The 23,178-nt window shown below is 72.4% G+C and carries 27 protein-coding genes and 1 tRNA gene; 20 read left to right on the top strand and 8 right to left on the bottom strand.

What is annotated here, in order from left to right:
- The first annotated feature begins 29 nt into the window (after positions 1-29).
- From ACFW48_RS30585 to ACFW48_RS30555, 7 genes are all read left to right on the top strand, one after another.
- The gene (locus tag ACFW48_RS30585) at positions 30-767 is read left to right on the top strand and encodes a siderophore-interacting protein (RefSeq protein WP_386320256.1); all 738 of its coding nucleotides are present in this window, start codon (positions 30-32) and stop codon (positions 765-767) included.
- 25 nt (positions 768-792) lie between these two features.
- Positions 793-1,386, top strand: coding sequence for an HhH-GPD-type base excision DNA repair protein (locus ACFW48_RS30580; RefSeq protein WP_386320253.1), 594 nt, complete (start codon positions 793-795; stop codon positions 1,384-1,386).
- Between the two features lie 250 nt (positions 1,387-1,636).
- Positions 1,637-2,338 carry an HdeD family acid-resistance protein gene (locus ACFW48_RS30575; RefSeq protein ID WP_386320250.1) on the top strand — a complete coding sequence of 234 codons (702 nt, stop codon included), beginning with the start codon at positions 1,637-1,639 and terminating at the stop codon, positions 2,336-2,338.
- 184 nt (positions 2,339-2,522) lie between these two features.
- Positions 2,523-2,882: a hypothetical protein gene (locus tag ACFW48_RS30570; protein ID WP_386320247.1), complete on the top strand. Its 360-nt coding sequence runs from the start codon at positions 2,523-2,525 to the stop codon at positions 2,880-2,882.
- A gap of 125 nt (positions 2,883-3,007) precedes the next feature.
- Positions 3,008-3,145, top strand: coding sequence for a hypothetical protein (locus tag ACFW48_RS30565; protein WP_386320244.1), 138 nt, complete (start codon positions 3,008-3,010; stop codon positions 3,143-3,145).
- A 178-nt stretch (positions 3,146-3,323) separates the two neighbouring features.
- Complete coding sequence (locus ACFW48_RS30560; protein ID WP_003999914.1) at positions 3,324-3,620, top strand: type II toxin-antitoxin system VapB family antitoxin; 297 nt, start codon at positions 3,324-3,326, stop codon at positions 3,618-3,620.
- A gap of 170 nt (positions 3,621-3,790) precedes the next feature.
- Complete coding sequence (locus ACFW48_RS30555; protein WP_386320465.1) at positions 3,791-4,411, top strand: LytR C-terminal domain-containing protein; 621 nt, start codon at positions 3,791-3,793, stop codon at positions 4,409-4,411.
- Positions 4,412-4,450: 39 nt separating this feature from the next.
- Here ACFW48_RS30555 and upp read toward each other — a convergent pair whose 3' ends face one another.
- Positions 4,451-5,086 carry a uracil phosphoribosyltransferase gene (gene upp / locus ACFW48_RS30550; protein WP_121747899.1) on the bottom strand — a complete coding sequence of 212 codons (636 nt, stop codon included), beginning with the start codon at positions 5,084-5,086 and terminating at the stop codon, positions 4,451-4,453.
- Between the two features lie 153 nt (positions 5,087-5,239).
- Between upp and ACFW48_RS30545 the strand changes: the two genes are divergently transcribed.
- The 8 genes from ACFW48_RS30545 (at position 5,240) to ACFW48_RS30510 (ending at position 9,879) form a co-directional block, all read left to right on the top strand.
- On the top strand, positions 5,240-5,470 hold the full coding sequence (locus ACFW48_RS30545) for a hypothetical protein (RefSeq protein ID WP_386320241.1): 231 nt from the start codon (positions 5,240-5,242) through the stop codon (positions 5,468-5,470).
- 324 nt (positions 5,471-5,794) lie between these two features.
- Positions 5,795-6,346: a hypothetical protein gene (locus tag ACFW48_RS30540; protein ID WP_386320462.1), complete on the top strand. Its 552-nt coding sequence runs from the start codon at positions 5,795-5,797 to the stop codon at positions 6,344-6,346.
- Positions 6,347-6,441: 95 nt separating this feature from the next.
- Complete coding sequence (gene tadA, locus ACFW48_RS30535; RefSeq protein WP_386320460.1) at positions 6,442-6,873, top strand: tRNA adenosine(34) deaminase TadA; 432 nt, start codon at positions 6,442-6,444, stop codon at positions 6,871-6,873.
- 66 nt (positions 6,874-6,939) lie between these two features.
- Positions 6,940-7,024, top strand: a tRNA-Ser gene (locus ACFW48_RS30530).
- 87 nt (positions 7,025-7,111) lie between these two features.
- On the top strand, positions 7,112-7,288 hold the full coding sequence (locus ACFW48_RS30525) for a hypothetical protein (RefSeq protein ID WP_210962193.1): 177 nt from the start codon (positions 7,112-7,114) through the stop codon (positions 7,286-7,288).
- Positions 7,288-7,581 carry a Dabb family protein gene (locus ACFW48_RS30520; protein ID WP_386320238.1) on the top strand — a complete coding sequence of 98 codons (294 nt, stop codon included), beginning with the start codon at positions 7,288-7,290 and terminating at the stop codon, positions 7,579-7,581. Before ACFW48_RS30525 ends, ACFW48_RS30520 begins: the two co-directional genes overlap by 1 nt.
- A 145-nt stretch (positions 7,582-7,726) precedes the next feature.
- The gene (locus ACFW48_RS30515; protein WP_386320235.1) at positions 7,727-8,665 is read left to right on the top strand and encodes an RNA polymerase sigma factor SigF; all 939 of its coding nucleotides are present in this window, start codon (positions 7,727-7,729) and stop codon (positions 8,663-8,665) included.
- A gap of 293 nt (positions 8,666-8,958) precedes the next feature.
- Entirely contained in the window at positions 8,959-9,879 is a 921-nt protein-coding gene (locus ACFW48_RS30510; protein ID WP_121747903.1) for an RNA polymerase sigma factor SigF, read from the top strand.
- Between the two features lie 136 nt (positions 9,880-10,015).
- Here the strand turns inward: ACFW48_RS30510 and ACFW48_RS30505 are convergent, their stop codons facing one another.
- Positions 10,016-10,213, bottom strand: coding sequence for a hypothetical protein (locus ACFW48_RS30505; protein WP_310872499.1), 198 nt, complete (start codon positions 10,211-10,213; stop codon positions 10,016-10,018).
- Between the two features lie 208 nt (positions 10,214-10,421).
- Here ACFW48_RS30505 and ACFW48_RS30500 point away from each other — a divergent pair, with 208 nt between their 5' ends.
- The 3 genes from ACFW48_RS30500 (at position 10,422) to ACFW48_RS30490 (ending at position 14,488) form a co-directional block, all read left to right on the top strand.
- On the top strand, positions 10,422-10,922 hold the full coding sequence (locus ACFW48_RS30500) for a MarR family winged helix-turn-helix transcriptional regulator (RefSeq protein WP_386320231.1): 501 nt from the start codon (positions 10,422-10,424) through the stop codon (positions 10,920-10,922).
- Between the two features lie 13 nt (positions 10,923-10,935).
- Entirely contained in the window at positions 10,936-13,530 is a 2,595-nt protein-coding gene (locus ACFW48_RS30495) for an MFS transporter (protein ID WP_386320228.1), read from the top strand.
- Between the two features lie 136 nt (positions 13,531-13,666).
- Entirely contained in the window at positions 13,667-14,488 is an 822-nt protein-coding gene (locus ACFW48_RS30490; protein ID WP_386320225.1) for a YceI family protein, read from the top strand.
- A gap of 19 nt (positions 14,489-14,507) precedes the next feature.
- Here the strand turns inward: ACFW48_RS30490 and ACFW48_RS30485 are convergent, their stop codons facing one another.
- Together ACFW48_RS30485 and ACFW48_RS30480 are read right to left on the bottom strand one after the other, a co-directional pair.
- Positions 14,508-15,209 carry a GAF and ANTAR domain-containing protein gene (locus ACFW48_RS30485; RefSeq protein WP_386320222.1) on the bottom strand — a complete coding sequence of 234 codons (702 nt, stop codon included), beginning with the start codon at positions 15,207-15,209 and terminating at the stop codon, positions 14,508-14,510.
- 39 nt (positions 15,210-15,248) lie between these two features.
- Positions 15,249-15,980, bottom strand: a complete 732-nt coding sequence (locus tag ACFW48_RS30480; protein ID WP_386320458.1) for an ANTAR domain-containing protein — start codon at positions 15,978-15,980, stop codon at positions 15,249-15,251.
- A 217-nt stretch (positions 15,981-16,197) separates the two neighbouring features.
- Here ACFW48_RS30480 and ACFW48_RS30475 point away from each other — a divergent pair, with 217 nt between their 5' ends.
- Both ACFW48_RS30475 and ACFW48_RS30470 read left to right on the top strand, forming a co-directional pair.
- Positions 16,198-16,632, top strand: coding sequence for an STAS domain-containing protein (locus ACFW48_RS30475; RefSeq protein WP_386320219.1), 435 nt, complete (start codon positions 16,198-16,200; stop codon positions 16,630-16,632).
- A gap of 9 nt (positions 16,633-16,641) precedes the next feature.
- On the top strand, positions 16,642-17,112 hold the full coding sequence (locus ACFW48_RS30470; protein WP_386320216.1) for a PPOX class F420-dependent oxidoreductase: 471 nt from the start codon (positions 16,642-16,644) through the stop codon (positions 17,110-17,112).
- Position 17,113: 1 nt separating this feature from the next.
- On the opposite strand, the gene ACFW48_RS30465 is transcribed toward ACFW48_RS30470, so the two are convergent.
- The 4 genes from ACFW48_RS30465 to ACFW48_RS30450 form a co-directional block, all read right to left on the bottom strand.
- The gene (locus ACFW48_RS30465) at positions 17,114-17,869 is read right to left on the bottom strand and encodes a TetR/AcrR family transcriptional regulator (RefSeq protein ID WP_386320214.1); all 756 of its coding nucleotides are present in this window, start codon (positions 17,867-17,869) and stop codon (positions 17,114-17,116) included.
- Between the two features lie 116 nt (positions 17,870-17,985).
- Positions 17,986-19,479, bottom strand: a complete 1,494-nt coding sequence (locus ACFW48_RS30460) for an MFS transporter (RefSeq protein ID WP_386320212.1) — start codon at positions 19,477-19,479, stop codon at positions 17,986-17,988.
- 52 nt (positions 19,480-19,531) lie between these two features.
- Positions 19,532-21,802 carry an ArnT family glycosyltransferase gene (locus ACFW48_RS30455; RefSeq protein WP_386320210.1) on the bottom strand — a complete coding sequence of 757 codons (2,271 nt, stop codon included), beginning with the start codon at positions 21,800-21,802 and terminating at the stop codon, positions 19,532-19,534.
- Positions 21,799-23,172, bottom strand: coding sequence for a glycosyltransferase (locus ACFW48_RS30450; RefSeq protein ID WP_386320208.1), 1,374 nt, complete (start codon positions 23,170-23,172; stop codon positions 21,799-21,801). Before ACFW48_RS30450 ends, ACFW48_RS30455 begins: the two co-directional genes overlap by 4 nt.
- Between the last annotated feature and the right edge of the window lie 6 nt (positions 23,173-23,178).

The raw sequence follows: 23,178 nt of genomic DNA, 5'->3' as shown, positions 1-23,178 counted from the left end.
CCGAATAGTACGTGAAGGGTGAAGAAACGATGGGGCAGGGGCGGGGTTGGGAGGGCGCGGTCCTCAAGCTGATGCGTGCGAAGGACTTCGAGTTCACCGTGACGGACGCGGAGGACGTGACGCCGGACTTCCGGAGGCTGCGCCTGAGTGACGGCGGCATGCTGGCGGCGACCGGCGTCCACCCCACGATGTGGGTGCGGCTGTGGTTCGACAACGCGGGCAAGCCGCACCAGCGGGCGTACACGCTGGTCGACCCGGACCCGGCGGCCGGCACCTTCGGCATGGAGTTCGCCCTGCACGAGGGGTGCGCGAGCGACTGGGCCAGGGCGGCGAAGCCGGGCGACCGCATCGAGGCGACGGTCCAGGGCACCGGCTTCGAGGTCCCGGAGCCGGTCCCGTCCCGTGTCTTCGCGGTCGCGGACCCGGCCTCCCTGCCCGCCCTCAACTCCCTCCTCGACGCGCTGGGACCGGTCCCCGCGACGATCTGGTTCGAGGACGGCGGCACCGGCACCGGCACCGACGGCCTGCCGTTCCGCACCGACCCCGCCCGCCACGAGGTCCGCACGGTCCCGCGCCGCGACGCGGGAGCCCACCTGGTCGCGCAGGTGAAGGAGGCGCTGCCGGAGCTGCTGCGGTCGACGCCCGAGCCGTTCGTCTGGATCGCCTGCGACACGGCGACGACCCGGGCGCTGGCCTCCTACGCCCGCAAGGAGCTGGGGCTGCCCAAGCAGCGGGTGAACGCGCTGGGGTACTGGCGCGCGACCTGAGCCCGCACGCGCGATCATCGGGGGCATGGACGTCACACTTCACCTCGCCCAGGACCCCGAGGCCGACGAGCTCCTCGGCCGCAGCCCGCTCGCCGCGCTGGTCGGCATGCTGCTCGACCAGCAAGTCCCCATGGAGTGGGCGTTCAAGGGCCCGTCGACCATCGCCCGGCGCATGGGCGCGGAGGATCTGGACGCGCACGACATCGCGGCCCACGACCCGGAGGCGTTCGCCGCCCTGCTCTCCGACAAGCCGGCCGTGCACCGCTACCCCGGCTCGATGGCGGGCCGCGTCCAGCAGCTGTGCCGGTACCTCGTCGAGACCTACGACGGTGACGCCGAGGCCGTCTGGCGGGGCGTCCCCACCGGCAAGGAGCTGCTGAAGCGGCTCCAGGACCTGCCCGGCTTCGGCAAGCAGAAGGCCCAGATCTTCCTCGCCCTGCTCGGCAAGCAGCTCGGCGTCCACCCGGAGGGCTGGCGCGAGGCCGCCGGTGCCTACGGCGAGCCCGGCTCCTTCCGCTCCGTCGCCGACATCACCGGCCCGGAGTCCCTGACGAAGGTCCGCGCGCACAAGCAGGAGATGAAGGCGGCGGCAAAGGCGGCGAAGGCCCCCGACAAGTAGCAGGTAGACGCCCCTCCGCTCCCCCGGCTGCGGGCGGTCGTGCCGTCCCCGCTGCGGGCAGCCGTGCCGCTGGGGCGGCACGGGTGGACGCGGCGGCACCGGCCAGCGCCGGCCGCGACACCCACCCCCGGCCCCACACCCACGCCAGGGGCGCCCCGCGAACCCCCGCCCACGCCTACGCCCACGCCCACGTCAGCCCACTGGCCCGCCCCAACTGGCGCCCCCACCACCCCCGCTCCCAGCATGGAGCATGACCGAGCCACCCAACGGCACCCCCGGAGGGCAGCCGCAGCCGTACGACGACCGCGGGATCCACGCCCGCACGGGCCACGGCACGCACACCCCGACAGCCGGACGGCACGAGCCCGGGCCCGAACCCGAACCCGCCTTCGAGGGACCGCTGCACCAGCTGTCCCGCGCCGCATGGCAGACCGTGCTGCTCACCGGGATCGCCTCACTCGTCCTGGGCGTGCTGGTCCTGGTCTGGCCGGGCGCGTCACTGCGCGCCGCCGGTGTGCTCTTCGGCCTCTACCTCGTCATCAGCGGCGTCCTCCAACTGGCCGCCGCCTTCGGCACGCACCGGACGACCTCGCTGCGGGTCCTCGCCTTCATCAGCGGCGCCGTGTCGATCCTGCTGGGCCTGTTCTGCTTCCGCGGCCCCCTGCAGTCGGTGCTGCTGCTCGCGCTGTGGATCGGCATCGGCTGGCTCTTCCGCGGCGTCACGCAGATCCTGGCCGCCGTCCACGACCCGGCGATGCCCGCGCGCGGCTGGCACATCTTCCTCGGCGCCGTCACCGTCGTCGCCGGCATCGTGCTGATCGACTCGCCGGTGGAGTCGGCGGCCGTCCTCATGCTGCTCGGCGGCTGGTGGCTGGTGGCCGTCGGCGTGGTCGAGATCGTCACGTCCGTACGCCTGCGTGGGCGCGCCCACCAGGTCCCGCGCGCCCTGTGAACCGCCCCTACGCCGAGCGAGCGGTTCTCGCCCCGGCGCGGTGGTCGGCGTACGCCCGGCGGGGACACGACCTGTCGTGAGCCCCGCACCGCACGCCGCTGCCGACGCCCGCGCCGCGCGCGCCGGACATACGGCGCGTGCGGGGCGTGCGGGGCGTGCGGGGCGTGCGGGGCGTGCGGCGCGCATGAGACGCCGCAGGGCCTGCCTGCGGGCCCTGGTCCTGCTGCTCGTCCTGATCGTGCCGTGCACGCACGCGACGGCCCAGGCGGCACCGACCGCTTCGGTGGCCGGCGGGAGCGGGGGAGTCGTCGGCGGCGGGCCGGGCGGCGCTGCCCCGGGCACCACCGGTGAGCACGACCACCTCGACACCACCGCACTGCGCACTCCGGCCCGCGGCGGCCGGCGCTCCGTCGTGGCCCTGTCCGTCCCGCCGCCCCCGGCGCCCGGCCGCCACGCCCCCACCAACCGGACCCTCGCACCACCCGTTCCGACCGGGTCGCCGCCCACCCCGCGCGCCCCGCGCTCCGTGGTCCTGCGCTGCTGACAGGACCGGACCGGCGCCGACCGCACCGGCCGCCGGCCCACCGCACGAACGCGACACGCGGAACGCGACACACGGAACGCAGCACGCGACACCCGGAACACGGAACGAGGAACGAGGAATCCGCCATGCTCAACGACCCCTACGCCGTCCTGCGCGCCCTCCTGCGCGCCGAGGCCGCCCGCCGCACCCCCAAGCCCGACACCAGCAGGCCGCAGGCCCCGAGTGAACCCCGGCCGCCCGCGCGGGAAGGGAGGCGTGACTGACGCGGCCGCCCGAGCGGCGGAGGCGGGCCCGACACCGCCTCCGCCTCCGGCGGAGCACACTCACGGTCGCCCGTCCCGGGCCCCCGTTCCCGTTTGCCCCCGTTTACGGCGTCATTTCCAGCGCCGCGCTCCGGCGCCATGGCTGCGCCCGCAACGTCTTGGCCGGTAGGCTTTCCGTGTGATCTTCAAGCGCATCGGAAACGGCCGGCCGTACCCCGACCACGGCCGGGAGAGCACCCGGCAGTGGGCGGACGTCGCGCCGCGCCCGGTCCGCCTCGATCAGCTCGTGACGACCAAGGGCCAGCTCGACCTGGAGACGCTCCTCGCCGAGGACTCCACCTTCTACGGCGACCTCTTCGCGCACGTCGTGAAGTGGCAGGGCGACCTGTATCTGGAGGACGGCCTGCACCGCGCGGTGCGCGCGGCGCTCCAGCAGCGCCAGGTGCTGCACGCACGGGTCCTCGAACTCGACTGACCGGGACCCTCGCCCCCCCCTCGCACCACCCGCGACGGCCCCTTCGACGCTTCGGCTTGACCCTTTCGGGTTGCATTGCACCGAACCGCGGAACACCGACTGATCATCTAATAGGCATCGCCGCCCGGGCGCACTACGCTGCGCCCATGAGCATGCTCACTCCCCCTGGTATGGGCGGCCAGTACAAGATCACGGGGGGCAAGTACCCGCGGATGCGACCGGCCCGACGACGCGGCCGACTCGCGGTCGTGGCCGTCGCCTGTGTCACCGTGCTCGGGGTGCTCGGCTGGGGCACGCTGCAGCTCATCGACGTCTTCTCCGGCGGCGACAAGGCCTCGGCGGCCGGTGCCGCGACGGACTGCGGGGTCACGGCCGCGAAGGCGAGCGCCTCGCCCGCCGCCGTGGCCGTGCCGAAGCCGGCCCAGGTCACCGTCAACGTGCTCAACGCGACGACCCGCGGCGGCCTCGCGCAGAAGACCGCCGACGAACTGAAGAAGCGCGGCTTCCGCATCGGCGACGTGAGCAACGCGCCCAAGAAGTACGACAAGAAGGTCGACGGCACCGGCCTCCTGCTCGGCCCGGCCGCCTCCCCGAAGACCTCGCTGCCCGTGCTCGGCACCCAACTCCCCGCCGCCGAACGCCGCACCGACGCGGCCCGTAAGGGCGCCGCCGTCGACCTGATCATCGGCAACGGCTTCAAGGGCCTCGCGAAGCGGGCGGACGCCGACGCGGCGCTGGCCGAGCTGGCGGCGCCGCAGCCGGCGTCCGCCGCGGAGAAGAAGAGCTGCTGAGCAGCCGTACGGGGGCGTGACAGCCCCGGAGCGCGTGCGCTACTCGGCGGCCCCGTACATCCGGTCACCCGCGTCGCCGAGGCCCGGCACGATGTAGCCCTGCTCGTTGAGACGCTCGTCCACCGAGGCCGTCACGACCGTCACCGGGGTGCCGGCCAGCTCGCGCTCCATGAGTTCGACGCCCTCGGGGGCGGCGAGCAGCACCACGGCCGTCACGTCGTCGGCGCCGCGCTTGATCAGCTCCTGGATCGACGCGACCAGGGTGCCGCCGGTGGCCAGCATCGGGTCCAGGACGTACACCTGACGTCCCGAGAGGTCCTCCGGCATACGGGTCGCGTACGTGGAGGCCTGCAGCGTCTCCTCGTTGCGGATCATGCCGAGGAAGCCCACCTCGGCGGTCGGCAGCAGCCGGACCATGCCGTCGAGCATGCCGAGGCCGGCCCGCAGGATCGGCACCACCAGCGGGCGCGGGTGGGAGAGCTTGACGCCGGTGGTCGGGCAGACCGGCGTGTGGATGTCGACCTGTTCGGTGCGCACGTCGCGCGTGGCCTCGTAGGCGAGCAGGGTGACCAGCTCGTCGGCGAGACGGCGGAAGGTCGCGGAGTCGGTGCGCTGGTCGCGCAGCGTGGTGAGCTTGTGGGCGACCAGGGGGTGGTCGACGACGTGGAGACGCATGTCCTCCACAGTAGCCGGGCCCCGTGGGACCGGTGGCCCCCGGCAGGATCCGAACGACACCCCCTGGGCCCCGGCCACGGCTCCACCCGTTCCCCGGCGTCAAACCGCCCGACCAGGGGAAGGTGGGAGGGACGGACGCTGGGTGGTGAGACTGTGCCTGACCGGGACTTCTACGACACGCCGTCCCCCGGCGAGGAGCCGGGGGCGGGGCGCGGGGCGGAGCGGAGCACGGAGCTGGACAGGGAGGCCGAGCGCCGTCGGCGCCGCGCCCAGTTCCTGCGCGACCTGGCGGAGGCCAGGGAACTGCGGGACCGCGTCCAGCCGCGCCGCGCCAAGGCCGCCCGGCTGCGCCACGCGATGCGCATGCGCACGTTCCGCTGGTGACTTTCCGGCCCGGCCGGGGAAGATCGCGCGCCGCGCCGACGTTACGACGACGGGCGTACGCGGGCGCCGCGAGAATCCGCGTACGATCCGCACGTGGCTGCGACAAGTGCGCTGACGGGTGGCTTCCCGGGTAGGTACTCCCGGGACCCTGGCCGAAACCGCTGAACACGAAACTGCCGGACACAGGGCGCCGAAGACGTCCCCTGAAGGCCTTGTTTCTGCCACGATTCCGAGTGGGTGGGGCTCGGAGCACCGCTCCCCCGCCCGCAGCCTCCGCCGGGGGGATCCCCAACCGGCACGCCTATGACCAGTGGGAGAGTCACGGTGTACTTCGCCGCACTGCTCGCGCGCACCGAAGACGGGTGGGAAGCGAGCGACACGGAGCTCGACGATGTGGAGACCCTGTCGGATCTGGCCGACCTGGCCCGGGAAGCCTCTCCCGACGAGGACACGGTGCTCGTGCTGATCGAGCAGGAGGACGCGTGGTTCGGAGTCGTCCGGGTGGACGGCGAGGAGGATCCCCGTATCTATGTCTCGGACGCCGCCGCTGCCGCCCGCAGCAGCTACGGCGAGATCCTGCTCACCGACGAGCTGCTCGGCCGGGACCCCGGTGTGGAGGGCGACGACCTCGACGCCCTCGACCTCGACGGCACGGAGGACGGTGAATCCGACGACGAGGACGACGAGGAGGGCGGCGACGGCGGCGACACGGCCGCCGGTACGGGTGAGGCCGTGCCGCACGGCCCGGTCGGTGACGCCGAGGTCCTCGACGACCTGGGCGTGAGCGAGAAGGAACTGCGCTCGATGTCCGGGGACGCGGTCGGCGAGATCGCCGAGGCCCTGGGCGCCTCCGAGGTCCTGGAGACCGTCCGCTGACCGTGCCGACCGAACAGGACCGAGAAGGAGAACCGGCGGACCACTCCGTCCCGCACGGCCCGCCCGACCCGGTGCGCGACCCGTGGCGGGCCGCGATGCGGCTCGCCCTGGCCGAGGCCGGGCGGGCGGCGCGGGGCGGGGACGTCCCCGTCGGCGCCGTCGTGCTGGCGCCGGACGGGCGGACCGTGCTGGCGGCCGGGCACAACGAACGCGAGGCCACCGGCGACCCGACGGCCCACGCCGAGGTCCTCGCGATCCGGCGGGCCGCCGCGGAAGCGGGCGAGTGGCGGCTGACCGGCTGCACGCTCGTCGTCACCCTGGAGCCGTGCACGATGTGCGCGGGCGCGCTCGTGCAGTCCCGCGTGGACCGAGTCGTCTACGGCGCCCGCGACGACAAGGCGGGCGCGGCCGGCTCCCTGTGGGACGTCGTGCGCGACCGGCGCCTCAACCACCGCCCCGAAGTGATCGAGGGCGTGCTCGCGGACGACTGCGCCCGCCTGCTCACGGACTTCTTCCGCGACCGCTGACGGCGATCCGCCAAGGCGCCAGAACCGATTTCAAACCATGCCGCACTGTGCTGTAAGGTCTCTCTCGGTAGCGTGTCCGAGCGGCCGAAGGAGCTCGCCTCGAAAGCGAGTGTGGCGCAAGTCACCGAGGGTTCAAATCCCTCCGCTACCGCTCTTGAAGGGCCCCGTCGAAAGACGGGGCCCTTCGTGCGATCATGACCGATCGAAGGCGTGCGTCGAAGGGACAGGGGAGGCCGCGGTGGCGGTGAATGCGAAGAAGATCGCCGTCTACGTGCTCGTGGTCTTCGCGCTCTATGTGATCATCACGGATCCGGCGAAGGCCGCCGACTACGTCCAGATAGGGTTCCAGGGCATCTCCGACGCGGCGAGCGCCGTCGGCGACTTCATGACCTGGGCCGCCAACGGAGGAAAGTGATGATCCGCCACCTGGTGCTGTTCAAACTCAACGAGGGCGTGGAGCGCGACGACCCGCGCGTCGTCGAGGGCGTCGAGGCCTTCCGGGCGCTCGGCGGCCTCATCGAGGAGCTGCGCTTCTGGGAGTGCGCCTGGAACATCAGCGACCGGCTCATCGCCTACGACTTCGCCATCAACTCGGCCGTGGAGGACACCGACGCCCTCAGGCGCTACGTGGACCACCCGGCGCACCAGGCGGGCGTCGCGCTGTGGCGGGAGTTCGCCACCTGGGTGATCGCCGACTACGAGTTCTAGCCCGGCCACACCGCCCCGGCCCCGCACCCGTACGGTGCGGGGCCGCTTCGCGTTCACGTCCGCGTTCACTCAACACGACGTTATGCGGTGCTTGCACACAGTGCACATGTCTTGTGATGCTATGACCGCTTTTGACGGATGAGTTATGGAAGAGTTGACGGATCACGAGGTGGAGTTGACCGTGCCGGCCAGTACTGCGCCTCAAGCACCGCCCGCACAACCCGCGCCGCCCGCACAGGCCCAGGAGCCACCCGCACAGGGGCGGGAGCCGTCCGCACAGGGCCAGGAGCCGCCCGCGCGAGAGCCGGCGCCGCAGCGCAGCCGGGGTGCCGACACCCGGGCCCTGACCCAGGTGCTCTTCGGTGAGCTGAAGTGCCTCACGCCGGGCACGCCGGAGCACGACCGGGTGCGCGCGGCGCTCATCGAGGCCAACCTCCCGCTGGTGCGCTACGCCGCCGCGCGCTTCCGCTCCCGCAACGAGCCGATGGAGGACGTCGTCCAGGTCGGCACCATCGGGCTCATCAACGCCATCGACCGGTTCGACCCGGAGCGCGGCGTGCAGTTCCCGACGTTCGCGATGCCGACCGTCGTCGGCGAGATCAAGCGGTACTTCCGCGACAACGTCCGCACGGTGCACGTACCGCGCCGGCTGCACGAGCTGTGGGTACAGGTCAACAGCGCGACCGAGGACCTGACGACCGCCTTCGGGCGCTCCCCGACGACCGCCGAGATCGCCGAGCGGCTCCGCATCACCGAGGAGGAGGTGCTGTCCTGCATCGAGGCGGGCCGGTCGTACCACGCCACCTCGCTGGAGGCCGCCCAGGAGGGCGACGGGCTGCCCGGGCTGCTCGACCGGCTCGGCTACGAGGACCCCGCCCTCGACGGGGTCGAGCACCGCGACCTGGTCCGGCACCTGCTCGTCCAGCTCCCGGAACGGGAACAGCGCATCCTGCTGCTGCGCTACTACAGCAACCTCACCCAGTCGCAGATCAGCGCGGAACTCGGCGTCTCCCAGATGCACGTCTCGCGGCTACTGGCGCGTAGTTTCCAGCGATTGAGGTCCTCGAACCGGATCGACGCGTAGTCTCGCCACACGGCCTCCCCGCATATCGAAAGCGCGTGCCAGGGGTCACCGGGGCGAGCGAATCGCTCACCAGGGCCGTTGCGGGCGGAATCGGGCCGATAGACCGTCAGACCGCCTTTTTCCAGGGGGAATTCGCGTCTCGGATGTCGACATGTCACTACAGCGCGTTGCCGACATGTGACATTCTGCCGGAGACGCGTTTGCCGGAGCTTCGGCTCCGGTATTCAGGTGGAGGCTGCGTTCCCGGCATGGGAGCGTTCGCCGTGACCGTCCCGCGACCCAAAGGGGGTGGCATGTCCGCAGACCAGGGCAGCTCGAAGGTGCTCGCGCTCGCGGAGAGCGAGACCGCGCCCGACACGATCGAGGCGCTCGGCCCCGTCGATGACGTCCAGGCCATCGAAGCCGTACCGACCCTCGACGCCGTGCCGGCCCAGACCCTTCCGGCCACGGAGGCCATCGACACCCGCACCCTGTCCCGCTCCCTGTTCCTGCGGCTCGCCGCCCTCGACGAGGACAGCCCGGAGCGTGCCTACGTCCGGGACACCCTGATCGAGCTCAATCTCCCGCTGGTGCGTTACGCCGCCGCGCGCTTCCGCTCCCGCAACGAGCCGATGGAGGACATCGTCCAGGTCGGCACCATCGGCCTGATCAAGGCGATCGACCGCTTCGACTGCGAACGGGGCGTGGAGTTCCCGACGTTCGCGATGCCGACGGTGGTCGGGGAGATCAAGCGGTTCTTCCGCGACACCTCCTGGTCGGTGCGCGTCCCGCGCCGGCTCCAGGAGCTGCGCCTGGCCCTGACGAAGGCCAGCGACGAGCTGTCCCAGAAGCTGGACCGCTCCCCGACGGTCGGCGAGCTGGCCGCCGTGCTGGGCGTGTCCGAGGAGGACGTCGTCGACGGCCTCGCGGTCGGCAACGCGTACACCGCCTCCTCGCTGGACTCCCCGGCGCCGGAGGACGACGGCGGCGAGGGCTCGCTGGCGGACCGCCTGGGCTACGAGGACACGGCGCTGGAGGGCGTGGAGTACCGCGAGTCCCTCAAGCCGCTGCTGGCCAAGCTGCCGCCCCGGGAGCGGCGGATCATCATGCTGCGCTTCTTCGCCAACATGACCCAGTCGCAGATCGGCGAGGAGGTCGGCATCTCGCAGATGCACGTCTCCCGGCTGCTGACCCGGACCCTCTCCCAGCTGCGCGAGGGCCTCATCTCCGACTAGCGCGCGAGGCCTCATCCGCGCCAGGCCCTCAAGGGCCGTGCACGACAGGCCGGCGACCGCCGCGGCACCTCGGGGGTGCCGCGGCGGTCGCCGTCGTATGCGTCCGTGCGGTGCCGGTTCCGCTCCGGCGCCGGTTCTACTTCAGCGCCAGCCAGGCCACGGCCGCGACGATCACCACGGCGGCCACGATGCCGACGATCAGGCCGATGCGGGGCCCGGAGGAGGCGGCGGGGGCCGCCTGCCGGGACTGGGGGCCTTCGTCGACGAACGCGCGGAACATCTGGGTGCTGCCTGCGGGGTCGTTATTGCCCTGGGGGCCCTGGTTGTTAGCCATGGGCCGAGACACTAGCGAATCCGTGGATGCGGCCCAAGTGCGGGGCTCCCCAGCCCCCTTGCCCCCGCCCAACACCCGTCACCTGCACGTTTACTATCGCAATACTTGCCTTTGCCAACTTTTTATGCCTGAGCGACCTGTTTTTATTTGCCTGTAGCAACCAACCGAACCTATGGTTGCCCTAAGCAACGAATAACGGGAGGTGCGCATGGCCGAGAAGGCGCAGTACGAGGAGCTGATCCGCCAGTTCAGCGCCTTCGGCGCCGTGAAGCGGGAGATGGGACGGCTGCTGCCGGCCGACTGCCCCGGCGGATCCGCCGCCGTACTGACGCTGCTCGGCCGCCACGGGGACATGCGCATGAGCAAGCTCGCCGAGCTGCTCGCCGTGGACATGTCGGTGACCAGCCGCCACGTCGCCCACGTCGCCGAGCGGGGCTGGATCGAACGGTTCTCCGACCCCGCGGACAAGCGCTCGCGCATCCTGCGCCTGACGCCCGCGGGGCAGGGCCGGCTCGACGCGATCGCCGACCGGACCAGCCAGATGCTCGCCCACCGGCTGAGCGACTGGTCCGACGACGAGGTCGGCCAGCTCACCCGGCTCATGGCCCGTCTCAGGGCCAGCTTCGACGACTGCCGGGGGCCCGCTCCCCGGCCACCCGCACCGTCCGGGGACGAACAGTCCACCCGTACACCCGCGATCACCACGTAAGTAAAGGAAGTCCATGGCAACGACCACACCAGCCGGTGTGCGGGCTCATGCCAAGCACGGGGGAGGCTCCAACGGAGACGCTCCGATGACGCACCGGCAGATCATGGAAGCGCTGTCCGGGCTGCTGCTCGGCATGTTCTGCGCCATCCTGTCCTCGACCATCGTCACCAACGCCCTGCCCGAGATCATCGGCGACCTCGGTGGCGGCCAGAGCGCCTACACCTGGGTCGTCACCGCCTCGCTGCTGACGATGACCGCCTCCACCCCCCTGTGGGGCAAGCTCGCGGACCTGGTCAGCAAGAAGGCCCTGGTCCAGATAGCCCTGATCGTCTTCGTCATCGGCTCCGTCGTGGCCGGTCTGTCGCAGAACCCCGGGATGCTGATCACCGCGCGCGGCATCCAGGGCCTGGGCGCCGGCGGCCTGGCCGCTCTGGCGCAGATCATCATGGCCGCGATGATCTCCCCGCGTGAGCGCGGTCGCTACTCCGGCTACCTCGGCGCCACCTTCGCCGTCGCGACCGTCGGCGGTCCGCTGCTCGGCGGTGTCATCACCGACACCAGCTGGCTCGGCTGGCGCTGGTGCCTCTACGTCGGCGTGCCCTTCGCGCTCTTGGCGCTGGTCGTGCTGCAGAAGACGCTGCACCTGCCCGTGGTCAAGCGGAAGGTCAAGGTCGACTGGGCCGGCGCCTTCTTCGTCACCGCGGCCGTCTCCCTGCTGCTCGTCTGGGTCACCTTCGCCGACGACAAGTACTCCTGGATGTCCTGGCAGACCGGTGCCATGGTCGGCGGCGCGATCGTACTGACGCTGATCTTCCTCTTCGTCGAGTCGAAGGCCAGCGAGCCGATCATCCCGCTGCGCCTGTTCAGGAACCGCACCATCACCCTGGCCTCGCTGGCCTCGCTGTTCGTCGGTATCGCGATGTTCGCGGGCACCGTCTACTTCAGCCAGTACTTCCAGCTGGCACGCGGTGAGTCCCCGACCATGTCGGGCGTCATGACCATCCCGATGATCGGCGGCCTGTTCGTCTCGTCCACGGTCTCCGGTCAGATCATCACCAGGACCGGCAGGTGGAAGGGCTGGCTGCTGGCCGGCGGCGTACTGCTCACGGCGGGCCTGGGCCTGCTGAGCACCATGCGCTACGACACCGCGTACTGGCACATCGCGATCTTCATGGCGCTGATGGGCCTCGGCGTCGGCATGATGATGCAGAACCTGGTCCTGTGCACGCAGAACCAGGTGGCCCCGAGCGACCTGGGCGCGGCCTCCTCCGTCGTGACCTTCTTCCGGTCCCTCGGCGGCGCGGTGGGCGTCTCGGTGCTCGGCTCCGTGATGTCGTCCCGGATCAGCCACTACGCCTCCGACACCATCGGGCAGCTCAGCCCGCAGGAGCAGGCCGCGGCCGCCAAGGCCTCCGGCGGCGGCGCGATCCCCGACATGAGCCTGCTGCCCCCCGGCATCCGCGAATGGCTGGAGAGCGCCTACGGGCACGGCATCGCCGACATCTTCCTGTACGTCGCGCCGATCGCGCTGCTCGGCTTCGTGGTGACGCTGTTCATCAAGGAAGTCCCGCTGCGCACCTCGGGTGCCCTGGCCCAGGCGGCGGAGGCTTCCGCCGAGACCGCCTCCCCCGTGGCCCCGGCCCCGGCCGAGGCCACCCGGGTCGCCCCCGAGCCGGTCCCGGCCGGTGCCACGGCTGCCGCGTCGGCGGCTCCCCCGGCCACTTCGGCCACTTCGGCCACTTCGGCCACCTCGGTCGCCGAGCCGGGTCTCCGGCCCGAGGCCACGCAGCGGCTCGCCGCCGTCGCGACGGCGACCGGCTCCGGTGAGCCGGGGGCGCCCGTCTCCGGTGGCATCGCGGTCCGCGGCTTCGTCCGCGGCGCCGAGTCCGCGCCGGTCCCGCAGGCCGCGGTCACGCTGATCTCGCTGGGCGGCCGGCAGCTGGGCCGCTCGGTCGCCCAGGCCGACGGCTCCTACGTCCTCGACGCGCCGAGCGCGGGATCGTACGTCCTGATCGCCTCCGCCGACGGCTTCCAGCCGCAGGCGTCGACGATCGTCGTGAACGACGAGCCGGTCGCCTACGACATCCTGCTCAGCGGCACCAGCGGGCTGAACGGCCTGGTCCGGGCCGTGGAGAGCGGGCTGCCGGTCAAGGACGCGATGGTGATCGTGACCGATGTGCGCGGGGACCTGCTGGCCTCCGCCGCCACCGGTGAGGCGGGCGAGTTCTCCTTCACCGAGCTGGTGCCGGGCACGGTGACCGTCGCGGTCAACGCCGCCGGCTACCGGCCGCGCGCCCTGCCGCTGGAGGTCGGTGGCACCGGCGTCACCCGCGTCGAGGTCGACCTCCAGGCCGGGGCGCAGGTCCAGGGCGTCGTGCGGGCGCCGCACGGTCCGCTGGCCGACGCCCGCGTCACGCTCGTCGACGCGGCGGGCAACGTGGTCGGCACGGCCACCACCGGCGCGGACGGGGCGTACGCCTTCACCGACCTGGACGCCGGTGAGTACACCGTCATCGCGACCGGCTACCCGCCGGTGGCGACGGCCCTGACGGTCGCCGGCCAGGGTGCCGACGGCCACGACATCGAGCTCGCCCACCCCGGCGAGTAGCGAGACCCCGGCCCGTGGTGGCGAGCGCGCTCTGAGCGGAGGTGCGCCCGCCCACCACGGGCCGGTTTCTTTACGACCTTTACGACTTTCACGAGCTTTACGACCATTTTCTGAGCTTTCGCAGGGAGAAAACGGGATGGGACTGACCGCGAGGATCCGAACGCGGGACGGATGGGCCGTGTCGCACGCGGTCGTCACGGTGACCGACATGACCGGCACGCAGGTGCTGCGCGCCGAGGCGGACGCCGAGGGCGCCGTGCGGGACGCCACCCCACTGTCGCCGGGCGCGTACACCGTGATCGTCACCGCCGTCGGCTACGCGCCCGCCGCGTCCAGCGCCATCGTCACCGCGAGCGGCCGGGCCGAGGTCGGCACCGTGACGCTGGCCCGCCAGGGCGGCACCGAGCTGCCGCCGCCGGGGCCGTGGACCGTCGACCCGGCGCACTCCAGCGTGGCCGCCGTCGCCCAGCACCTGGGCATCTCCAGCGTGCACGGCCGGTTCACGGAGTTCTCCGGCACCGTCGAGATCGCGCCGGACGACGTCACCAAGTCCCGGGTGGAAGCGGTGATCCGGGCGGCCTCCATCGACACCGGCAACGGTATGCGCGACACCCACCTGCGCTCCGCCGACTTCCTGGACACCGAGCGGTTCCCGGAGATCACCTACCGCTCCACCGGGGTGTCCCAGGCGGGCCCGGACCGCTGGACCGTCCACGGCGAGCTGGGGCTGCACGGCGTGAGCCGCCCGGTCGACCTGGACCTGGCCTACCTCGGCACCGGCGCCGACCCGTGGGGCGGCACCCGGGCGGCGTTCCGCGCGACGACGGAACTGCGCCGCGAGGACTTCGCCATGAACTACAACCAGGTACTCCAGGCCGGCATCGCCGCCATCGGCACGACGCTCAGGGTCGAGCTGGACATCCAGGCGGTCCAGGGCGAGTCACTGCCGTCCGCCTGAGTCCGGCCCGCCGCCTGGTTCACCGCCCGCCGCTCGAGGCGCCGCCGGACGCGCGGGCCACCAGCTCGCCGCACAGGTCCCGGAGCTTGACGTTCCGGTGCTGCGAGGCCCGGCGCAGCCGCTCCAGGGCCCGGTGGGCGTCGATCCGCTCCCGGGCCATGAGCATGCCGACCGCCTGGTCGATGACGCTGCGGGAGAGCAGAGCGGTGCGCACATCGGCGGCCGACGCCTGCTGCCGCTCCAGGCGCAGGGCCTCGTTCACGGCGTCCGCGGCCCGCTCCGCGAAGGTGCGGGCCGCTTCGCGCCCGTCGGCGAGCGAATCCGGCTCGACGCCGTAGAAGTTGAGCGCGGCGCCCGTCTCGCCCTCGACGGCCAGCGGCAGCGCCAGTACGCAGCGCACGCCGGTGGCCAGCGCGTACTCCGTGTACGCGGGCCAGCGGGTCTCGGCGGCCAGGTCGGGGGAGTACCGGGGGCTCTCCGTCTCGGCGGCGTCCACACAGGGGCCCGAGCCGTTCTCGTACTGCCGCAGGTCCAGGCCGCTGGGCAGGCCGGAGCTGCCCGCCAGGGTCATCAGCCGGTCGGCGCGGCGCACCGTCACCGAGCAGGCGACGGAGCCGGGCACCTGCACGACCGCGCGGTCGGTCAGGTCGCGCAGCAGGGTGTCGAGACCCTGGCTGCGCGCTATCGCACGGTCGAGCGTGTCAGGTATCTCCGAGGTCATGACCGTACGGATATCCCGTCACCGCTCGCCCAAGCCTCGTCACCCCGCGCCCGTGTTCGCGTCGACGATGCGGCGGGCGAGGTCGCGCAGTTTCACGTTCTCCCGCTGCGAGGCCTTCACCAGGGAGTCGAAGGCGCCGGCCGCGTCGATGTCCAGCCGTTCCATGAGGATGCCGGTGGCCTGGCCGATCAGGTCCCGGGTGCGCATGGCCTCGGTGAGCTGCTCGCGCACGGTCGCCGAGTCCAGGGCGAGGGAGACGTGCGCGGTGAACAGCCGGCCGATGCGGGTGGCCTCCTCGCTGAAGGCCTGCGGCTTGCGGGCGTACGCCGTCAGCACGGTCAGGCGGCGCCGGTCGGCGCGCAGCCGCAGGGACAGCGCGGAACGCAGGCCCAGGCCGGAGAGGGCGTTGCCGCCGCCGTCGGCGTCGCTGTCGTCCGTCCGGACCACGGGCGTGGTCCACAGACGCTCCCAGTCCGGATGCGGCTCACGGCCGCCGCCGTGCCGGGGCTCGGACGCGAACCGTACGGACTCGTCGGTCCAGGCGAGGGTGCGGAGCCGGCTGCCGCGCTGGATCTCCGAGATGCCCGCGTGCTCCGCGCCGGGCAGCAGGCGCACCGCCAGCTCGACCGCGGCGTTCAGGGTCTCGTCCGGGGTGCCCGTCCCGTGCAGTTGCCGAGCCGCCGACGTCAGGGCTTCGGCCAGCTCGAAGCCCACCGGAAAACGCGGCAAATCAGTAAATTCGGACGCAGCCACCACGAACCTCTTCGGCATGCGCGGCCAAACGGCCGTGCGCAGGAGAGCTCCGCAGCACATTCCCGACTGCGAGCACAGGACGAACAGCACTTTAGCTGCTTGGTTGCGCGCCGGTGACGCCCGGCCGAAGGACCGGCGGGCACCTTCCCCGCCCCGTCGGCGGCGTGATGGAATGGGGGCCGGGTCAGGAAGCGGCCTCGACCGGAAGCCGGCGGACGTCTGTCAGGTGAGTGACGTGACCTTCCTCCCAAAACCGTGCGAGCCGTGCGACCCGCCCGGCTACGCCGTGCTCGCGCTGCCCCCCGAGATCGACTTCTGCAACGCCACGGGGCTGCTGCCCCTGATCATGACCGCGGTGGACCACCACTCCGACGGCCTGCGCGTCCTCGTCCTGGACCTGACCGCGACCCGCTTCATGGACTCCCAGGGCGTCCGCCTCCTCGCCGAGGTACGCCGCCGCACACACCGGCACACCCGGCTGCGGGTGGTGGCCGCCCCGAAGGGCGTACCGAGCCGCGTCCTGGAACTGTCCGGGCTGCGCCGTGACGTGCCGGTGTACGACAACCTGGCGGAGGCGCTGCGCCCGGAAGGCCACCTCGATGAGGGCGACCCGGACAGCGAGCCGGACAGCGAGCTGGAGAGCGGGCCGGACAGCGGGGCCGCGGCCTAGGCTGGCGGCATGGCACCGAACATCGCGACGAACACCCGTGTCTCCCTGGCCGAGCTGCTGGACTTCGTACGCCCCCGGCACCGGGCGGTCCTGCTGACCCGGCGGGCCGACGGCGGCCCGCAGGGTTCGCCGCTGACCTGCGGGGTCGACGACTCCGGACGGATCGTGGTCTCCACCTACCCGGAGCGGGCCAAGACCCGCAACGCGCACCGCGACCCGCGGGTCAGCCTCATCGTGCTCAGCGACGAGTGGAACGGTCCCTGGGTCCAGATCGACGGCACGGCGGAGGTCATCGACACGCCCGACTCCGTGGAGCCGCTCGTGGAGTACTACCGCAACATCGCGGGCGAGCACCCCGACTGGGACGAGTACCGGCGGGCCATGGTCGAGCAGGGCAAGTCGATCATTCGGGTGACACCGGAGAAGTGGGGACCGGTGGCGACGGGCGGCTTCCCGGCGCGGCTCGCGGCGGACGACTGACTCACCCTCGTTCGACCATCGCCTCGATGCCCGCCACGAGCAGGTCCAGCGCGAACTCGAAGTCACGGTCCAGCATCTCGGCGACCGTGTCGCCGCCGCGGGCCGACATGATCTCCCGGGACTCCTGGATGACGTCCGCGGTGTCCGGCGACTCGGCCACCGCGCTCATGGAGGCCTGGAAGTAGTCGTCGGGGCTCAGGCCGCTGGCCGCCGCCCGGCCGAGGAGGTGGCCCTCGATGGTGCCGTAGCCGTAGACGAACTGGAAGACGGCGGAGAGGGCGCCGGTCAGGCGGTGCGCGGGCAGCCCGCTTCGCCGCATCACGCCCTGCACCGCCCGGGAGAAGGCCAGCGAGTGGGGCCCGATGTTGAGGTAGGTGCCGGTCAGCTGGGACATCCAGGGGTGGCGCACCAGCAGCCGGCGGTTCTCCCGGGCCAGCGTGCGCAGCTCCCCGCGCCAGTCCTCGCCGACCTCCGGGCCGGGGTGGCGCAGCTCGCCGAAGACGGCGTCCAGGGCGAGTTCGAGCAGCTCGTCCTTGGTGTCGACGTACCAGTAGACGGACATCGCGGTGACGTCCAGCTCGGCGGCCAGGCGGCGCATGGAGAACTTGGCCAGGCCCTCGGCGTCCAGCAGCCGGACGGTGACCTCGGTGATCCGCTCCCGGTCCAGCCCGGACGGCTGCCCGCCGCGCCGCCCGCTCCGACGCCCCTCGCCCGCCAGCCAGACACTGGCCCGCGGCCCTTGGCCCGCCTTCGCCATACGTACCCACCTCGCTCACCGATGCCGGTCATGCTAGGCGCCCCTTCAGGGCCGCGGGGAACGGCGCGACCAGCCACAACGAGCCCGCAGCCGCGCGGATACCCCACCGCCCGGGGTTATTGGGCGCCCCCCTTGTCCGCCCGCCGCAGCAACACCGCCGCCACGGCCCCGCCGAGCAGCACGGCCACCGCCCCCACCAACTGACTGCGCTCCAGTCCGGAGGAGAACGCGTCGATCACCCGCTCCCGCTCCGCCTCCCCCTCCGCCGAGGCCAGCGCCGCCGGCAACGACGCCGCCGCCACCGGCACCAGCGCCGCGAACCGTGAGTTCAGCACCGCGCCCAGGACCGCCACGCCCAGCCCGTTGCCGAACTCCGCCAACGTACCGTTGATGCCCGCGCCGACCCCCGCCTTGGCCGGCGGGATGGAGCTCATGATCGCGTGTGCCATGGCCGGGTTGCCGAGCGCGCAGCCCACGCCGATCAGCAGCAGGCCCAGGAGCGTGCCGGCGTAGCCCTGACCGGTGAGGGTGGCGATGGCCACCAGGCCCGCCGACATCAGCACCATGCTGAGCAGCACCGCCACCGGCGTGCCCAGCTTGGCCAGCCACTTCGCCGCCACCCCGGAGAAGTTCAGCAGCACCACGGTCAGCGCCAGCGGCGCGGTCGCCAGCCCCGCCTCCAGCGGGCCGTACCCGAGCACGAACTGCAGGTGCTGGGTGAGCAGGAAGAGCGCGCCGCCCATGCCGAAGGTGATCAGCACCAGCCCGGCCACCGCGCCCGTGAACCGCTGGTTGCGGAAGAAGGCCAGGTCGAGCATGGGGTACGGGATGCGGCTCTCCCAGTACGCGAAGAGCGCGAGCACTCCGGTCGCCACGGCCGCCGTGGCGAGCACCCGGCCCGACGTCCAACCGTGCTCGGGGCCGGAGATGATCGCGTAGACCAGGGCGGCCATGCCGATCGTGGAGAGTACGGCGCCGATCAGGTCGGGGCGGTCGCCCTGCCGGTTCTTCGACTCCGGGACCAGGGTCACGACCGCGACCAGGCCGAGCGCCACGACCGGCAGATTGATCAGGAAGATCGCGCCCCACCAGAAGTGGTCCAGCATGAAGCCGCCGATCAGCGGCCCGCACGCGAAGCCGAGGGCGCTGACCGCGCTCCAGATGCCGATCGCCTTCGCGTGCTCCGCGGGCTCGAAGATCTGCATGACCACGGCGAGCGTGGTGGTCAGCAGCAGCGCACCGCCGACCCCCATACCGGCCCGCGCCGCGATCAACTGGCCGGTGGTGTCCGCGAGTCCCGCCGCCAGCGAGCCCAGGCCGAACAGGGCGAGGCCCGTGGCCAGCATCTTCTTGCGGCCGTAGCGGTCGGCCGCGCTGCCCGCGGTGAGCAGCAGGCCGGACTGGACCAGCGAGTAGGCGTTGATCATCCACTGGATGTCCGAGGTGGCCGCGCCGAGCTCGTCGGTGAGCGAGGGGATGGCCACGTTCAGCACCGTGTTGTCCAGCACCACGGTCAGCTGGGCGAGGCTGATGACACCGAGGATCAGCCAACGCTGCGGGTGGCCCTGGACCGTGGGCACGGTTACCTGTTCCCGGGAGGACGTCGTCATGCTGTACAGCGTATAGGGGCTCTTATACGCTGTACAGCATGGTCTTTCCGGATCAGTTCGTCGGCTGCGTGAGGTCGTAGAAGGTGGCCGAACCGACTGTGACCTCCTTGAAGTTGGCTTCGACCCACGAGGTGATCTGCGACGAGGTACCCGAGTCGCCGCCCATGCCGCCGCCCGCGCCGCCGCCTCCGATGAAGTAGTGGATCTTTCCGTCCGCCACGTACTCCTTGAACTGGGCAAGCGTCGGCGACGGGTCCGTGCCGTTGAAGCCGCCGATCGCCATCACCGGGTCGCCGGTGCCGAGCTGGTAGCTCGCGGCGTTCTGGGAGCCGATCGCGGCGGCCACCCAGGTGTACCGGTCGGCGTCGGTCTCCAGCAGCTTCTTGGCCTCGGAGTCGACCTGCGCGCCGTTGAGCAGCCCGCCCATGCCGCCGCCTCCGCCCATGCCGCCGCGCTCGCCGGTCTGGCCGTTCCGGCCGTTGGGAGCCGTCTGGCCGTTCGGGGCCGTCTGGCCGTTCGGGGCCGTCTGGCCGTTCGGGGCCGCCGTCTGGCCGTCCTGGCCCGGTGCGCCTCCGGGGAAGCCGCCGTTGCCGGGAGCGCCCTGCCCCTGGCCCTGGCCCTGCCCCTGGCCGCCGGGCGCGTTCCCGCCGCCGGGGAAGCCGCCGCCCCCGGGACCACCGCCCCGGCCACCGCCGCCACCGCCCGGGCCGCCCATCATGCTCGCGCCGGCCGGACCGGCCGTGACGATGGAGCCGCTGTGCCCCTCCTGCACGGTGCTCAGCGTGTACGCGGTGGGTGCCGCCAGCGACGCCACGACGCCCAGCCCCGCCACGGCCGGAGCGAGCCGCCGCCCCAGCCGTCCGACGAAGACCAACCCGAGCGCGGCGACCAGACCGCCGACGAGGACCAGCCACTTCAGCCAGGGTAGGTAGTCGGACGTGCGGTTGAGCAGGACGTATCCCCAGGCCGCGGTCGCCGTGACGGCCGCGGCGAGGGTGAGGGACGCCCAGCCCCGCGCGCGCCGCTCCCACAGCGCCGCCGCGCCCATGCCGACCACGGCCGCCAGGTAGGGCGCGAGGGCCACCGTGTAGTACTGGTGGAAGATGCCCGCCATGTAGCTGAAGACGGCCGTGGTCATCAGCAGCGAGCCGCCCCAGACCAGGAAGGACGCGCGGGCCGTGTCGGTACGGCCGCCGCGCCGCGTGGCGATCAGACCCGCGACGAGCAGGACGAGGGCGGCCGGGAGCAGCCAGGAGATCTGGCCGCCGATCTCGGAGTTGAACATCCGGTCCCAGCCGGTCTCGCCCCACTGCCCGCCGCCGGCGCCGCCCATACCGCCACCGCCACCGACGCTGCCGGTCTCCTCGCCGTTGAGCCGGCCGAGGCCGTTGTAGCCGAAGGTCAGCTCCAGGAAGCTGTTGTTCTGCGAGCCGCCGACGTACGGCCGCGACGAGGCCGGCCACAGCTCGACGACCGCGACCCACCAGCCGCCGGAGACGACGATCGCGACGGTCGCCAGGGCCAGCTGCCCCAGCCGCTTCCTCAGCCGCACCGGCGCGCAGACGCCGTAGACGAGGGCGAGCGCGGGCAGGATCAGGAAGGCCTGGAGGGTTTTCGCGAGGAACGCGAAGCCGATCGCGACGCCGGCCCACACCAGCCACTTGGTCCGGCCGTCCTCCAGCGCGCGGACGACGAGGTAGCAGGCGACGGACATCAGCAGCGCCAGCAGCGCGTCCGGGTTGTTGAACCGGAACATCAGCGCCGCGACGGGCGACAGCGCCAGCACGGCACCCGCGATCAGCCCGGCCGCGGGACTGAACCGGCGGCGCACCGCCGCGTACACGACGGCGACCGTCGCGACGCCCATCAGCACCTCGGGGACCAGGATCGACCACGAGCTCAGCCCGAAGATCCGCACCGCCAGCGCCATCGGCCACAGCGCGGCCGGGGGCTTGTCGACGGTGATGGCGTTCGCGGCGTCGAGCGAGCCGAAGAAGAACGCCTTCCAGGACTGGCTGCCCGCCTGCACGGCGGCCGAGTAGAAGGAGTTGGCGTAGCCCGAGGCGCTCAGGTTGCAGAGGTAAAGCAGGGCGGTGGCCAGCAGGAGGCCGAGGAAGGCCGGGCGCACCCAGCGGGGGTCCTCGGGGCGGCCCCGCCACAGTCTGCGGAGGCGGGGCTGCCGTGGCTCCCGTGGCTGCGCGGGAGCGGGAGCGGGCGCGGGCGCGGCCACGGGGGCGTGCGGCGCCGGCGGCGGTGCCCCGTCCTGGCCGTCCGGGGGGTGCGCGTCCCCCGCGCGGGTCGTCCGGTCGTAGTGCGTCGTCATCGTCCGTCCCTCGGGTCGGTGTCGGCGGGGGGCACCGGCTGCAGGCGCACGGTGGCGTCGCTCCAGGTGCGGTACGGCTCCGGAAGCCGACCGTCCGGCGGATCCGCGATCGGCGGCGCGTCCACGGCGGGCGGCGCGTCCGGGAACACCCAGGCGCGGAAGAGCAGGAAGCGCAGCACGGTGGCCGCGAGGTTGGCGGCGATCAGTACCGCCAGCTCGGTGGAGTGGTCCGGGTCGGCCGTCGCCGCGTTCAGGGCGGCGAGCGAACCGGCGGTCAGGGCGAGACCGATACCGAAGACGACCAGCCCCTGCGCCTGGTGCCGTACGGCGCCGCCGCGGCCCCGCACCCCGAAGGTCAGCCGCCGGTTGGCGGCGGTGTTGGCGACCGCCGAGACCAGCAGGGCGAGCGCGTTGGCGAGCTGCGAGCCGCCGAAGTGGCGGAAGCCGCTGTAGAGCAGCAGGTAGAAGAGGGTGGACAGGACGCCGACGACGCAGAAGCCGACGAGCTGCCGGGCCAGCCCCTGCGGTACGTCCGTCAGGTCGCGGTCGCGCGGGTCATCGCCGAAGGGCCGCGCCAGCCGGTCCAGCGGCAGCGAACCGGTGGCCAGGGCCTTGCCGACCCGCCACACGCCCTTGAGGTCCTCCGTCGCCGTCCTCACGATGTGCACGGTGGAGTCGGGGTCGTCGACCCAGTCGACCGGCACCTCGTGGATCCGGCACCCCGCGCGTTCGGCGAGCACCAGCATCTCGGTGTCGAAGAACCAGCCGGTGTCCTCCACCAGCGGCAGCAGCACCTGGGCCACGTCCCGGCGGATCGCCTTGAAGCCGCACTGGGCGTCGGAGAAGCGGGCCTGGAGGGAGCCGCGCAGGATGAGGTTGTAGGAGCGGGAGATGAACTCCCGCTTGGCGCCGCGCACCACCCGGGAGCTGCGGGCGAGCCGGGAGCCGATCGCGAGGTCCGAGTGACCGGATATCAGCGGGGCCACCAGCGGCAGCAGCGCGTTCAGGTCGGTGGACAGATCGACGTCCATGTAGGCGAGGACGGGGGCGTCGGAGGCCGACCAGACGGTCCGCAGGGCCCGGCCGCGCCCCTTCTGCTCCAGCCGGAAGGTCGTGACCTCGGCGAGCTCCGCCGCCAGCCGCGCCGCGACGTGCGAAGTGGCGTCCGTGGACGCGTTGTCGGCGACCGTGATGCGGAAGGCGTACGGGAACGTCCGCGTCAGGTGATCGTGCAGTCTCAGGACGCACGGCCGGAGGTCCTTCTCCTCGTTGTAGACGGGGACCACTACGTCCAGGACAGGCGTACCGGCTCCTGCGGCCGGGAGATGCTCCCGCGCCGGCAGGGAGCCGGGAGAAGAGTCGGTTCGCATGGGACC

The sequence above is a fragment of the Streptomyces sp. NPDC058812 genome, assembly GCF_042744565.1.
GTDB classification, from domain to species: Bacteria; Actinomycetota; Actinomycetes; order Streptomycetales; family Streptomycetaceae; genus Streptomyces; species Streptomyces thinghirensis.
This window is presented reverse-complemented; position numbering and strand designations above follow the sequence as displayed.

What these genes read in the sequence shown, in the direction of transcription:
- ACFW48_RS30585 (WP_386320256.1), top strand. Translation starts at nt 30, where the DNA reads ATGGGGCAGGGGCGGGGTTGGGAGGGCGCGGTCCTCAAGCTGATGCGT.
- ACFW48_RS30580 (WP_386320253.1), top strand. Translation starts at nt 793, where the DNA reads ATGGACGTCACACTTCACCTCGCCCAGGACCCCGAGGCCGACGAGCTC.
- ACFW48_RS30575 (WP_386320250.1), top strand. Translation starts at nt 1,637, where the DNA reads ATGACCGAGCCACCCAACGGCACCCCCGGAGGGCAGCCGCAGCCGTAC.
- ACFW48_RS30570 (WP_386320247.1), top strand. Translation starts at nt 2,523, where the DNA reads ATGAGACGCCGCAGGGCCTGCCTGCGGGCCCTGGTCCTGCTGCTCGTC.
- ACFW48_RS30565 (WP_386320244.1), top strand. Translation starts at nt 3,008, where the DNA reads ATGCTCAACGACCCCTACGCCGTCCTGCGCGCCCTCCTGCGCGCCGAG.
- ACFW48_RS30555 (WP_386320465.1), top strand. Translation starts at nt 3,791, where the DNA reads ATGGGCGGCCAGTACAAGATCACGGGGGGCAAGTACCCGCGGATGCGA.
- upp (WP_121747899.1), bottom strand. Translation starts at nt 5,086, where the DNA reads ATGCGTCTCCACGTCGTCGACCACCCCCTGGTCGCCCACAAGCTCACC.
- tadA (WP_386320460.1), top strand. Translation starts at nt 6,442, where the DNA reads ATGCGGCTCGCCCTGGCCGAGGCCGGGCGGGCGGCGCGGGGCGGGGAC.
- ACFW48_RS30520 (WP_386320238.1), top strand. Translation starts at nt 7,288, where the DNA reads ATGATCCGCCACCTGGTGCTGTTCAAACTCAACGAGGGCGTGGAGCGC.
- ACFW48_RS30515 (WP_386320235.1), top strand. Translation starts at nt 7,727, where the DNA reads ATGGAAGAGTTGACGGATCACGAGGTGGAGTTGACCGTGCCGGCCAGT.
- ACFW48_RS30510 (WP_121747903.1), top strand. Translation starts at nt 8,959, where the DNA reads ATGTCCGCAGACCAGGGCAGCTCGAAGGTGCTCGCGCTCGCGGAGAGC.
- ACFW48_RS30505 (WP_310872499.1), bottom strand. Translation starts at nt 10,213, where the DNA reads ATGGCTAACAACCAGGGCCCCCAGGGCAATAACGACCCCGCAGGCAGC.
- ACFW48_RS30500 (WP_386320231.1), top strand. Translation starts at nt 10,422, where the DNA reads ATGGCCGAGAAGGCGCAGTACGAGGAGCTGATCCGCCAGTTCAGCGCC.
- ACFW48_RS30495 (WP_386320228.1), top strand. Translation starts at nt 10,936, where the DNA reads ATGGCAACGACCACACCAGCCGGTGTGCGGGCTCATGCCAAGCACGGG.
- ACFW48_RS30490 (WP_386320225.1), top strand. Translation starts at nt 13,667, where the DNA reads ATGGGACTGACCGCGAGGATCCGAACGCGGGACGGATGGGCCGTGTCG.
- ACFW48_RS30485 (WP_386320222.1), bottom strand. Translation starts at nt 15,209, where the DNA reads ATGACCTCGGAGATACCTGACACGCTCGACCGTGCGATAGCGCGCAGC.
- ACFW48_RS30480 (WP_386320458.1), bottom strand. Translation starts at nt 15,980, where the DNA reads ATGCCGAAGAGGTTCGTGGTGGCTGCGTCCGAATTTACTGATTTGCCG.
- ACFW48_RS30470 (WP_386320216.1), top strand. Translation starts at nt 16,642, where the DNA reads ATGGCACCGAACATCGCGACGAACACCCGTGTCTCCCTGGCCGAGCTG.
- ACFW48_RS30465 (WP_386320214.1), bottom strand. Translation starts at nt 17,869, where the DNA reads ATGGCGAAGGCGGGCCAAGGGCCGCGGGCCAGTGTCTGGCTGGCGGGC.
- ACFW48_RS30460 (WP_386320212.1), bottom strand. Translation starts at nt 19,479, where the DNA reads ATGACGACGTCCTCCCGGGAACAGGTAACCGTGCCCACGGTCCAGGGC.
- ACFW48_RS30455 (WP_386320210.1), bottom strand. Translation starts at nt 21,802, where the DNA reads ATGACGACGCACTACGACCGGACGACCCGCGCGGGGGACGCGCACCCC.
- ACFW48_RS30450 (WP_386320208.1), bottom strand. Translation starts at nt 23,172, where the DNA reads ATGCGAACCGACTCTTCTCCCGGCTCCCTGCCGGCGCGGGAGCATCTC.